The sequence below is a fragment of the Inquilinus sp. genome, from assembly GCF_039594555.1.
Lineage (GTDB): Bacteria > Pseudomonadota > Alphaproteobacteria > DSM-16000 > Inquilinaceae > Inquilinus.
On sequence record NZ_JBCNNF010000219.1, the window covers coordinates 1 to 11,570 of the forward strand.

The 11,570-nt window shown below is 69.8% G+C and carries 12 protein-coding genes; 7 read left to right on the forward strand and 5 right to left on the reverse strand.

Annotated features, from left to right (window positions below):
* The coding region (locus ABDW35_RS21840; protein WP_343715990.1) for an Lrp/AsnC ligand binding domain-containing protein at positions 1–205 on the forward strand (205 nt) is incomplete at its 5' end.
* A 15-nt stretch (positions 206–220) separates the two neighbouring features.
* On the opposite strand, the gene ABDW35_RS21845 is transcribed toward ABDW35_RS21840, so the two are convergent.
* Both ABDW35_RS21845 and ABDW35_RS21850 read right to left on the reverse strand, forming a co-directional pair.
* On the reverse strand, positions 221–2,665 hold the full coding sequence (locus ABDW35_RS21845) for an FAD-dependent oxidoreductase (RefSeq protein WP_343715991.1): 2,445 nt from the start codon (positions 2,663–2,665) through the stop codon (positions 221–223).
* Between the two features lie 7 nt (positions 2,666–2,672).
* Positions 2,673–3,536 (reverse strand): choline kinase family protein, encoded by an 864-nt coding sequence (locus tag ABDW35_RS21850; protein WP_343715992.1) that lies wholly within the window; start codon positions 3,534–3,536, stop codon positions 2,673–2,675.
* Positions 3,537–3,766: 230 nt separating this feature from the next.
* Here ABDW35_RS21850 and ABDW35_RS21855 point away from each other — a divergent pair, with 230 nt between their 5' ends.
* Positions 3,767–4,537 (forward strand): DeoR/GlpR family DNA-binding transcription regulator, encoded by a 771-nt coding sequence (locus ABDW35_RS21855; protein ID WP_343715993.1) that lies wholly within the window; start codon positions 3,767–3,769, stop codon positions 4,535–4,537.
* Here ABDW35_RS21855 and ABDW35_RS21860 read toward each other — a convergent pair.
* Positions 4,534–5,136, reverse strand: a complete 603-nt coding sequence (locus ABDW35_RS21860) for a TetR/AcrR family transcriptional regulator (RefSeq protein WP_343715994.1) — start codon at positions 5,134–5,136, stop codon at positions 4,534–4,536. The two genes, ABDW35_RS21855 and ABDW35_RS21860, sit on opposite strands and share 4 nt — an antisense overlap.
* A gap of 92 nt (positions 5,137–5,228) precedes the next feature.
* On the opposite strand from ABDW35_RS21860, the gene ABDW35_RS21865 reads away from it, so the two are divergent.
* Positions 5,229–6,146, forward strand: a complete 918-nt coding sequence (locus tag ABDW35_RS21865) for an alpha/beta hydrolase (protein ID WP_343715995.1) — start codon at positions 5,229–5,231, stop codon at positions 6,144–6,146.
* A gap of 62 nt (positions 6,147–6,208) precedes the next feature.
* Here the strand turns inward: ABDW35_RS21865 and ABDW35_RS21870 are convergent, their stop codons facing one another.
* Entirely contained in the window at positions 6,209–6,619 is a 411-nt protein-coding gene (locus tag ABDW35_RS21870) for a DoxX family protein (RefSeq protein ID WP_343715996.1), read from the reverse strand.
* A 138-nt stretch (positions 6,620–6,757) separates the two neighbouring features.
* On the opposite strand from ABDW35_RS21870, the gene ABDW35_RS21875 reads away from it, so the two are divergent.
* A complete protein-coding gene (locus tag ABDW35_RS21875; protein WP_343715997.1) occupies positions 6,758–7,147 on the forward strand; it encodes a helix-turn-helix domain-containing protein in 390 nt (129 codons plus the stop codon).
* Positions 7,148–7,589: 442 nt separating this feature from the next.
* The gene (locus ABDW35_RS21880; protein WP_343715998.1) at positions 7,590–8,675 is read left to right on the forward strand and encodes a nucleoside hydrolase; all 1,086 of its coding nucleotides are present in this window, start codon (positions 7,590–7,592) and stop codon (positions 8,673–8,675) included.
* Here ABDW35_RS21880 and ABDW35_RS21885 read toward each other — a convergent pair.
* The gene (locus tag ABDW35_RS21885; protein ID WP_343715999.1) at positions 8,659–9,072 is read right to left on the reverse strand and encodes an ester cyclase; all 414 of its coding nucleotides are present in this window, start codon (positions 9,070–9,072) and stop codon (positions 8,659–8,661) included. The two genes, ABDW35_RS21880 and ABDW35_RS21885, sit on opposite strands and share 17 nt — an antisense overlap.
* A gap of 95 nt (positions 9,073–9,167) precedes the next feature.
* Here ABDW35_RS21885 and ABDW35_RS21890 point away from each other — a divergent pair, with 95 nt between their 5' ends.
* Together ABDW35_RS21890 and ABDW35_RS21895 are read left to right on the forward strand one after the other, a co-directional pair.
* Positions 9,168–10,013, forward strand: a complete 846-nt coding sequence (locus ABDW35_RS21890; protein ID WP_343716000.1) for a helix-turn-helix transcriptional regulator — start codon at positions 9,168–9,170, stop codon at positions 10,011–10,013.
* Positions 10,014–10,100: 87 nt separating this feature from the next.
* Positions 10,101–11,486 (forward strand): aldehyde dehydrogenase family protein, encoded by a 1,386-nt coding sequence (locus ABDW35_RS21895; RefSeq protein WP_343716001.1) that lies wholly within the window; start codon positions 10,101–10,103, stop codon positions 11,484–11,486.
* Positions 11,487–11,570 lie beyond the last annotated feature (84 nt).

Consider the following 11,570-nt stretch of genomic DNA (forward strand, 5'->3'; position numbering starts at 1 on the left):
CGAGGCCGTGCGGCGGGCGCCCGAAATCCTGGAATGCCATATGGTGGTCGGCGGCTTCGACTATCTGGTCAAGGCCCGGATCGCCGACATGGCGGCGTTCCAGGACTTCCTGCAGCGGGTGATCCTGCCCCTGCCGGGCGTCAGGGAGACCCACACCTACGCGTCGATCGCCGCCGTGAAGCCGGACGCGCCCCTGCCGGTCTAGCGGCCGTGATCCGGCCTACCCCTTCACCCGCTCCATCCGCGGATCGTAGAGCGGGTCGAGATGCACGGTGCACGGCACCCGCTCGGTCGCGACCTCCAGCTCATAGGTGCTGCCCAGCACCGCTGCTCGGTCCAGCCCGGCCGGATCGCGGACATAGCCGAGGCCGATCGGCTTGCCCAGGGTGTGGCCGAAGCCGCCGCTGGACAGCCAGCCGGCCGGCCGGCCGTCGCGCAGGATGGTCTCGCGCCCCAGCAGCACCACCGCCGGGTCGTCGACGGTGAAGGTCGCCAGGATCTTCTTCAATCTCTGGCCACGCTGTGCCTCCAGCGCCTCCCGTCCCTGGAACGGGATCGGGGATTTCAGCTTCACCGCCCAGCCGAGCCCGGCCTCCAGCGGCGTGTGGTCCGGGCCGATGTCGCTGCCCCAGGCGCGATAGCCCTTCTCCAGCCGCAGCGTCTCGATCGCGCGGTAGCCGGCATTGGCGATGCCATGCGCCGCCCCCGCCGCCATCACCGCCTCATAGACCCCGACGGCGAATTCGGTCGGGATGTGCAGCTCCCACCCCAGCTCGCCGACATAGGTGATGCGCAGGGCCAGCACCGGGGCGCCGGCCACCGCGATCTGGCGCACCCGCCCGAAGGGGAAGCCGGCATTCGAGACGTCGTCGCGGGTCAGCGCCTGCAGCACGTCGCGCGCCTTCGGCCCCATCAGGCTGAGCACCGCATAGGCCGAGGTGACGTCGACCAGATGCGCGTCGGCGCCCGCCGGGATGCTGCGCGCGATCCAGTCGAAGTCGTGGGTGGCGAAGCCGGTGCCGGTGGTGATGTGGTAGCGGTCCGCCGCCAGCCGGGCGACGGTGAGGTCGCATTCGATGCCGCCGCGGGCGTTCAGCATCTGGGTGTAGGTCAGCGCGCCCGGCGGCCGCGCCACATCGTTGGCGCAGATCCAGGACAAAGCCGCCTCCGCATCCCGGCCGACCAGCTGGAACTTGGCGAAGGAGGACTGGTCGAACACCGTCACCGCCTCGCGCGTCGCCTTGTGCTCGCGCGCCACCGCCGCGAACCAGCTCGGCCGGCCGAAGCCGGGGATCTCCTCCGCCGCCTCGCCCGCTGCGGCGAACCAGTTCGGCCGCTCCCAGCCCAGCTTCTCGCCGAAGCAGGCCCCTTGAGCCTTCAGCCGGTCGTAGAGCGGCGACCGGCGCAGCGGCCGGGCGCTGGCATGCTCCTCATTCGGCCAGGCGATGGTGTAGTGCTTGCCGTACAGCTCCAGCGTCCGCCTGCGCACCCAGTCGACATCGGCCTGGGCCCGGCCGAAGCGGCGGATGTCGACCGGCCACAGATCGTAGGGCGGCTCGCCGCCGGCGATCCATTCCGCCAGCGCCTTGCCGGCGCCGCCGCCCGAGGCGATGCCGAAGGCGTTGAAGCCGGCGCCGACATAGAAGCCGCGCAGCTCCGGCGCCTCGCCGAGGATGAAGTTGCCGTCCGGCGTGAAGCTTTCCGGCCCGGCGATCAGCTCCTTCACCCCCGCCGTCTCCAGCGCCGGCACCCGGCCCAGCGCCAGCTCCATGATCGGCTGGAAATGGTCCCAGTTCGGCTGCAGCAGCTGGAAGTTGAATCCGTCCGGGATGCCGTCGACCGCCCAGGCGATCGGGTTCGGCTCGTAGCCGCCCATCACCAGCCCGCCGACCTCCTCCTTCCAGTAGGTCAGCCGGTCGGGGTCGCGCAGGGTCGGCAGGGTGCGGGTCACGCCTTCGATCGGCTCGGTCACCATGTACTGGTGCTCGACCGACACCAGCGGCACGTTGACCCCGACCCGGCGGCCGAGCTCGCGCGCCCATTGCCCGGCGCAGTTCACCACGGCCTCGCAGGCGATGCGGCCGCGGCTGGTCAGGACCGCCGTCACCCGCCCGTCCTTCGTCTCGATGCCGGTGACCTCGGTGTCCTCCCAGATCGTCGCCCCGGCCATGCGCGCGCCCTTGGCCAGGGACTGGGTGATGTCGGACGGGTTGCCCTGGCCGTCGGTCGGCAGGAAGGCGGCGCCGACCAGGTCGTCGACCCGCATCAGCGGCCACAGGTCCTGCGCCTCCTTGGGCGACAGCAGGTGCATCTCGAGGCCGAAGCTGCGGGCCGTGGTGGCCTGGCGCTTCAGCTCGGTCCAGCGCGCCTCGGTGCAGGCCAGGCGCAGGCCGCCATTCATCTTCCAGCCGGTGGCCAGGCCGGTCTCGCGCTCCAGCTCGGTGTACAGCCGCACCGAATGGCCCAGCAGCTGGGTGATATTGGCGCTGGAGCGCAGCTGCCCGACCAGGCCGGCGGCATGGAAGGTGGAGCCGGAGGTGAGCTTGTGCCGCTCGATCACCACCGTGTCCGCCCAGCCCAGCCGGGCCAGGTGATAGGCGGTGGAGACCCCGACGATGCCGCCGCCGATGACCACGGCGCGGGCCTGGGTGGGAAAGGCGGTCATGGCGCTCTCACATCCTCTGGAAGTCGTCCCAGGCGCCCTCGAAGCGCCGCAGATTCTCGTCGGTGTAGGCGGCGTAGTCGAAATCCAGCGTCGAATGGATTTCCGACACCATGCTCCACATCGCCTCGCGCAGCAGCGACGCCGCCTTCATCGCGGCGTAGCGCCGGCGCAGCTCCGCCGACGCCGTGGCGCCGAAATAGGCGTTCAGCATCGCCGCCTCCTCCGCCACCGAGAAGCCGTTGTTCGAGGCCAGGCCGCCGAGGTCGAAAAGCGGGCTGTTGAAGCCGGCATAGTCCCAGTCGACCAGCCACAGTCGTTGCCCGTCATCGATGAAGTTCGCGGCCAGCAGGTCGTTGTGGCCCAGCACCAGTTCGACCGGCCCGACCGCCGCCTCCAACTGCTCGGCGCGGCCCAGCAGCCCGGCCAGCTCCGCCGCCGGCCGCCTCCCGGCCAGGGCGTGGGCGTAGTCGCGCACGACATGGAACACCCAGAAGGAAAGCACCGGGCCGCGCAGATGGGCCGGCATGTCGTGATGCACCCGGCGCACCAGCTCCAGCACCCGCGGCGCCTCCTGCCGCACCCGCTCCGGCGTCAAGGTCTCGCCCTCGACGAAGCGCGTCACCAGGATGCCGGGCTCGGCATGCTCGACCGTGGGCGAGATGCCGGCGGAGGCCGCGGCGCGGCTGGCCGCCAGCTCGTTGAAGCGCAGGATGTGGTGGTGCGGGATGTCGGCGCCCAGCCGCACGACATGGACCCCGGCGGCATCCTCGACCCGGTAGTTGCGGTTGGTCAGCCCGCCGGCCAGGGGGGCGATGGTGACGCGCCCGCTCCAGCAGCCCAGCCCGGCGATGATGTCCGATGCCTCCGGCATTCCCGCCTCCCCTGATCGACGGATAAGCCGCGAGCCCTTGCCCGTCAATGTCGAAGCGACAGAAATCCACACCAAAGCAACATTTTATGTTGCGTCTCGTGGATATGGGCGACTTCCGCGTGACAATCCGCCGCGATTTCACGGCCGATTGCGATCGAAGCTGGACAGGACGCGCCGCGCCGCCGATAGGATAAGGCAATTTTCCGGGGTGAGGGAACGCCGCAGGGCCGATGTTGTCCAACCGTTGGCAGGGCGAGATCCTGCAGGCCGTGCGCGAGTCCGGCAGCTGCAGCATCGCCGAGCTGGCGCAGCGCTTCGAGGTCTCGACCGAGACCATCCGGCGCAGCGTCAAGCCGCTGATCGAGACCGGCGCCGTGCTGCGCTTCCATGGCGGCGTGATGCTGCCGGACGGGCTCGAGGAGCCGCCGTTCCAGCGCCGGATGCAGCGCCACCGCGAGGCCAAGCAGGCCGTGGCGGCGCTGGTCGCCGCCCGCATCGCCGACGGCGACCCGGTCATCCTCGACAACGGCACCACCTCCGCCTATGTCGCCCAGGCCCTGGCGCATCATTCCCGGCTGGTGGTGGTGACCAACTCGGCCGAGATCGCCTGCCGCATGGCGCCCCGCAACGACAACCGCGTCTTTCTGTGCGGTGGCGAGGTCAATGGCGACGACGTCGCCGCCTTCGGCCCCTCGGCCATCGCCTTCCTGCGCCAGTTCCAGGTGCGCTGCGCCGTGCTGTCGGTCGGCGGCATCAACAGCCGGGGCGAGCTGGTCGACTTCCACCTGTTCGAGGCCGAGTTCTCGCATGCGGCGATGGCCCAGGCGGCGGAGACCTGGGTGATCGCCGACCACAGCAAGTTCGGCCGCGAGGCGCCGGTGAAGGTGTGCAGCCTGGCCGATGTCGACCTGGTCGCCACCGACCGCCCGCCCCCGCCCGACTTCACCCGCCGCTGCGACGCCGCCGGGGTGCGGATCCTGGTGCCGGAGAAAGGGTCCTAGCGGCCTGACCGCGCGGCGACGCCGGCGACCACGTCCTCGACGATCTCCTGCAGCTCCGCCGGCGGGACGCCGTCGCGGGCCTGGATCGAGATGCCCTGCATCACCGCCGTCAGATGCCGGGCCAGGCGGCCCGCCTCGCCGGCCTCGGCGAAAGGCCCGAGGGCCTGCGCGATGCGCTCCCGCATGGCGTCGCGCCGGACGGCGAGGTCGCGCGCCAGCCCGGCATGATCGGGATGGCAGGCGGTCATGCCGCTGGAAACCATGCAGCCGCGCTCACGATCGGGATGGGTGACGGCCCGGACCGCGGTCTCGAGCAGCTGCCGCACCGCCTCCGCCAGCGTCGTGGCCGAGCCGATGCGCGTTACGTCGACCGAGCCGAGGCCATGCTCGTAGCGATCCAGCGCCTCCCGGTACAGCCCGGCCTTGCTGCCGAAGGCCGAATACAGGCTCGGCGGGGCGATGCCGATCGCCTTGGTCAGGTCGCCGACCGACACGCCTTCATAGCCGTGCCGCCAGAACAGCCGCATGGCGGTCTCGACCGCCGTGTCGCGGTCGAAGCTCCATGGCCGGCCGCCGCGCGATTTCGCATCAGGTTCCATAGCGGCCACTAAACAACATCTTGACGGTCGCCGTCAAACAGGTTGATTAGTGATCGATAAACAACATGCTCGCAAACAACATGGATACGCTGATGCTTTCCTCACGACGCAGCTTCCTGGCCGGCGCCGCCAGCTTCGCCGCTTTGGCCGTCCAGGCCAGGTTCGGATTGGCCGCGGCGCCGGCCCGGGAGAATTTCTCCGTCCGATCATCGGACGGCACGGCCCTGACGGGAGACGCGCAGGGCGACCCGCAGGCGCCCGAGATCCTGTTCATCCACGGCCTGCGCCAGAGCCGGCTGAGCTGGGACAAGCAGTTCGCCGACCCGGCCCTGGTGGGATTCCGGCTGGTCCGCTTCGACCTGCGCGGCCATGGCGATTCGGACAAGCCGTCCTCCCCCGACGCCTATGCGGACGCCGACCGCTGGGCGGACGACGTCGCCGCCGTGATCGCCGCGGCAAAGCTGCACCGACCCGTCCTGGTCGGCTGGTCGCTCGGCGGCTATGTGGCCGGCGCCTATCTGCGGAAATACGGCGGCACGGGCATCGCGGGGATCAACCTGGTCGATGCGGTCACCAAGCTGTCGCCGGATCTGCTGACGCCGCTAGCCGGCACCTTCGCCCGCAGCACCACCTCGCCCGACCTGGCCGAGCGGACGGCGGAGACGGCGCGCTTCCTCGAAGCCTGCTTCCACCGGCGGCCGACGGATGCCGAGCTGCAGCACATGCTGGTCGTCAACGGCATGACCCCGCGGGCGGTCGGCGAAGGCTTCGTCCGCACGGCCACGCCCGATCTCGAACCCGTGTTCCAGGCCTATGCCGGCCCGGTCCTGCTGACGCATGGGGCGCATGACCGGCTGGTCCGCCTGGCGATGTCGGAGCGGATCAAGGCGCTGCATCCCGGCAGCCGGCTTTCGGTCTATGCGGAGAGCGGTCACAGCCCCTTCTACGAGGAGCCGGCCCGCTTCGGCCGGGAGCTCGCCACCTTCGTCACCGCCTCAGCCCGAGGCTGAGCCGCGGATCCGGGGTTGCCTGTCCCCTGAAGGAAAAGTTCATGCCGCGTCCGTCCCCAGCCTCAGCCGAGGGCGCGGGACGGACGCAGCGCGTGGGGGCCGTCGCCCAGCAGGAACTGCACGACGGACAGCACGACGAGATAGGCCGAGTATTCCCATCCGCCGCCCGGCGCCGTGAACACCCAGCCATTGCCGGCATGGGCCCAGATGATCGCGCCGAGGGGCGCCGGCACCAGCGCCAGCGCCACCCAGCGCGCCTGCACGCCGAGCACCAGCAGCACGCCGCCCACCGCCTCCGCCGCGAAGGTGAAATAGGCCAGCCAGCCCGGCAGGGCGATCGATTCGAAATAGGCGGCGGTCCCGGGCAGCCCGTAGGTCAGGAGCTTCAGGACGATGCTGTGGGCGAGATACATGACCCCGAGGCTGACCCGGAGCACGGCCACGCCATAGGCTGAGAAGCGATCTTGCGTCATCTGAGGCGTCCAAGAACATGCAGTTGCATCTATCTGGAGCTTGCCATGGCCACCGATATAGATGCAACTGCATTCATGCCATCGTCGCAGCGCCCTGCCGGCCCATCTCAGCCCGTCATCCGGGCCTGGATCCATCTCATGCGCAGCCAGCGGATCCTGCTGGCGGCGATCGAGCGCGACCTGAAGGCGGCCGGGCTGCCGCCTCTCGGCTGGTACGACGTTCTGCTGGAATTGACGCGCGCGGCCGAGGGACGTCTCAGGCCGTTCGAGATCGAGGAGCGCATCCTCCTCGCCCAATACAACCTCTCGCGCCTGCTCGACCGGCTGGAGGCCGGCGGTCTGGTCCGGCGGGAAGCCTTCGGCACCGATCGCCGCGGCCAGTGGGTGGTCCTGACGGAGGCAGGGCGGGAGATGCAGGAGCGGATCTGGATCGTCTATGCCGCATCCCTGCAGAAGCACATCGGAAGCAGGATGGACGCGGCCGACGCCGATGCCCTGGCCGACCTCCTGGCCCGCCTGACCCGATAGCGCGGCACGCTCCTGGGCGGAAGCCTAGGCCCCAAAAGAAAACAGGCCGCATTGCTGCGGCCCGAGTTTAGGGAGGAAACGCCCAAGAAGTGCGTTACGACAGCAGCTCATCACTGCATATCGCACTGCAACATTGGCAGCTTCCGACGAGCTTCGCAAGCGAAAAGAGATTAAAAATTGGTCACGCCGGGCTTTGCCCAAAATTTGCCCTCTTTTGAGGCCGATGCCGAAGCTTTGGACGCAAGAAGCCCTTTGATCAGCCACGGCGCGGGGTCGGCGTCGACCGGCACCGAGTCGCCGGCCCGTCCGTCGAGTCGCCGGCCCGTCCGTCGCGTCCGATCACGATCCGCGCTGCGGTCGGCGGCCCGCCGTGCGATCGTAGGATGACGGACCGCCGGCGACTCGGATCAAAGGACGCGTCCGTACAGGAGGAGGCACAGGAATGCAGCAATGGATCGCCGCCGCCGTGATGGCAGGGATGCTGGCCGCGACGCCGGCCTTGGCCGCCGAGAAGGTCATCATCGATACGGATTTCAGCACCGCCGGGGATGACGGCCAGGTCCTGATCATGGCGGCGCAACTGGACCGCCAGGGCGTGATCGACCTGAAAGGCGTCACCGTGGTGACCGGCAACAACTGGCTGAAGCAGGAGGTGGCGGACGCGCTGCGGGCCGTGGAGCGCCTGGGCATCGCCAACAAGGTCGGAATCTATGCCGGCGCCAACCTGCCGCTGGTGCACGACCCCAGGAGCTTCGAGAACGAACGCACCCTGTTCGGCTTCGGCGAGAGCTACAAGACCGCGTTCCACCGGCCGCAGCCGACGGATGCCGATCTCGTGGCCCCGCCGGACGGTTTCGCCAAGACGACCAAGTCGCGCGACGAGCATGCGGTCGACTTCATCGTCGACACGGTGAAGGCCAACCCGCATGAGGTGTCGCTGCTGGTGATCGGGCCGGCCACCAACATCGCCCTGGCGGTGCGCAAGGCCCCGGAGATCGTGCCGCTGATCAAGAAGATCGTCTACATGGCCGGCGCCTTCGACGTCCGCGGCAACACCACCCCGGCCGCCGAGATGAACGTCTGGATCGACCCCGAGGCCGCGCGCATCGTCATGCGCGAGCCGATCGACCAGGCGATCATCCCGCTCGACGTCACCGACATCACCCAGCTCGGCAAGGCGGATTTCGACCGCATCATGGCCGCCGACGGCCCGATCCCGGCGCTGTTCAAGGACACCTGGATGGCCAAGGCCTTCGCCAAGGACGCGAAGGCGACGGTCAATGTCTTCGACACCCTCGCCCTCGCCTATCTGGTCGACCCCGGCTACGCCGCCAAGGTCGAGGAGCTGTACGTCGATGTCGACATCGCCTTCGGCCCCGGCTACGGCCGCACCTATGGCTATTGGCAGGAGCAGCCGACGAAGCTGCTGCAGAAGATCAAGGTGGTGAAGCAGTTCGACAACCGCCGCTTCTTCGACCTGTATGTCGACCTGATGACCCGGACGGTGCCGGTCAAGCCGGCGACCTGACCAGCCCGAGCGCGATCGAGGCGTCGAGCCGGTCGACCACGTCGCGATGCTCGACCAGCCGGCCGTCACGCAGCCGGTACAGGTCGGCGGTGGCGAAGCGCAGCACTGCGCCCGTCGGCGCCGCGCCAAGCAGGGGGCCGCGATGGGTCCCCTGCCACTGCGCCATCGCCATCAGCCGGTCGCCCTCGACCACCACCTCCTGGCGCAGGGCCTTCAGGTCCGGCAGCGCCTGGGTCAGCATCCGGGCGAAGGCCTTGTAGCCCTCGATGCCGGGCGTGATCAGCGGGCTGTCGCTGGTGAAGTCCGGATGCACAATCTCGTCCACCACCGACAGGTCGTGCCGGCCGTATAGCCGGTCGCGGAACTCCAGGAACCGCCGCCGGATGTCGTCGTTCATCACATCCCTCCTGCGTCTTCGTCCCGCCGACAGTCACGGCTGTGTTATCCTGGGACCAGAGAACAAGTTATCCTGGTACTGGGAGCATCAGGCTGATGGCGGAGCGGCGGCGGGGGCGGGACCGGGACGAGCTGGCGGCCTTCCTGCGCAGCCGGCGCGAGCGGCTGGAGCCGGCCGCCGTCGGGCTGCCGGCCACGGCGCGGCGGCGCACGCCGGGGCTGCGGCGCGAGGAGGTGGCGCAGATCGCCGGCGTCGGCGTCACCTGGTACACCTGGCTGGAGCAGGGCCGCGCCATCCAGGTCTCCGCCCATGTGCTGGAGCAGGTGGCGCGGGCGCTGCGGCTGGACGCGACCGAGCGCGCCCATCTCTTCGCGCTCGCCCATGACCGGCCGCCGCCGGAGCGGCCGGCGGAGAGCATCGGCGTCACCCCGGCCCTGCGCCGGATGCTGGAGGCGGTGGACGGCCCTGCCTATCTGGCCACGGCCTGCCTCGACGTCATGGCCTGGAACACCGCCCTGTCCGCGGTGTTCGGCGACCTGGCCCCGCTGCCGGAGGCGAACCGCAACATGCTGTGGCTGGTCTTCGCCAGCCCGCCGCACCGCGCCGCGATCCCGAACTGGGAGACGGAGGCGCGCGGCATGCTGGCCCGTTTCCGGGTCGAGTTCGGCCGCCACCGCGACGACCCGGCCTTCCTGGCGCTGATCCGCCGGCTGGACCAGGCCAGCCACGACTTCCACCGCTGGTGGCCGGAGCAGGACGTGACCCGGCGGCCGGACCCGGTCAAGCGCTTCACCTCACGGCACGGGCCGATGGCGCTGGAGCAGAGCCTGTTCCGGGTCGAGGAGGCGCCGGACCTGCGGCTGGTCGCCTATATCCCGGTCGACGAGGACAGCCGCCGGATCGTGGCCCGGCTGCGGCACGAGTGGCAGCCGGACGGTTGAGGGGCCGGGTTGCGGCGATCCCTCTTGGAAAATCCGGGATGATGGCCCCAGGATGCGCGCCACAGAGAGGCAGTCCCGAGACCCCGAATGACCCAGATCCTGAAGACCATCACGCCGGTGAACGGCGGCATCTATGTCGAGCGGCCGCTGGCCACCCCGGCCGAGGCCGAGGCGGCGCTGGCCCGCGCCCGCGTCGCCCAGGCCGAATGGCGGCGCGTGCCGGTGTCGGAGCGGGCGCGCCTCCTGTCCGCCGCGGTCGACGCCTTCGTCGCCGCCGGGCCGGAGATCGCGCGCGAGATCACCTGGCAGATGGGCCGGCCGGTGCGCTACACCCCCGGCGAAGTGCGCGGCTTCGAGGAGCGGGCGCGCTACATGATCTCGGTGGCGGAGGGCGCCCTGGCCGATATCGATGTCGGGCCGAAGGAGGGCTTCCGCCGCTTCATCCGGCGCGACCCGCTGGGCACCGTCTTCGTCGTCGCCCCCTGGAACTACCCCTATCTCACCGCGGTCAACGCCGTGGTCCCGGCGCTGATGGCCGGCAATGCGGTGATCCTGAAGCATTCGCACCAGACCCCGCTGTGTGCCGAACGCTTCGCCGAGGCGCTGTCGGACCTGCCGCCGGGCGTGTTCCAGCACCTCCATGCCGACCATGACACCACGGCCAAGATGATCGGCAGCGGTGCGGTCGATTTCGTCGCCTTCACGGGCTCGGTCCCCGGCGGCAAGGCGGTCGAGGCTGCGGCGGCCGGCCGCTTCGTCGGCGTCGGACTCGAGCTCGGCGGCAAGGATCCCGGCTATGTCCGCGCCGATGCCGACCTGAAGCATGCGGTCGAGACGCTGGTCGACGGCGCCTTCTTCAACTCCGGCCAGTCCTGCTGCGGCATCGAGCGGATCTATGTCCACGCCTCGGTCTACGATTCCTTCGTCGAGGGCGCGGTCGAGCTGACCCGGCAATATGTCCTCGGCGACCCGACCGAGGAGGCGACGACGCTGGGCCCCATGGTGCGGACCTCGGCCGCCGATTTCGTGCGCGGCCAGACGGCGGAGGCGGTGCGCCAGGGCGCCCGCGCCCTGATCGACACCAAGGGCTTCGCCGCCGACAAGGCCGGCACGCCCTATCTCGCGCCGCAGGTGCTGACCGGCGTCGACCATTCGATGCGGGTGATGACCGAGGAGAGCTTCGGCCCGGTCGTCGGCATCATGAAGGTGGCGTCGGATGAGGAGGCGGTGCGGCTGATGAACGACAGCCCCTACGGGCTGACCGCATCGGTCTTCACCCGCGACGTCGACGCCGCCATCGCCATCGGCGACCAGGTGGCGACCGGCACCTGGTTCCTGAACCGCTGCGACTATCTGGACCCGGCCCTGGCCTGGACCGGCGTCAAGGATTCCGGCCGCGGCTGCACCCTCTCAGCCCTCGGCTACAACTATCTGACCCGGCCGAAATCCTTCCACCTGCGGCTGCCGGGATAAGCCGGCGGCCTGTTCTTTTTGATTGTCATTGCCGGGCTTGACCCGGCAATCCAGAAAATGTCGACAGCCTCTGGATGCCCGGGT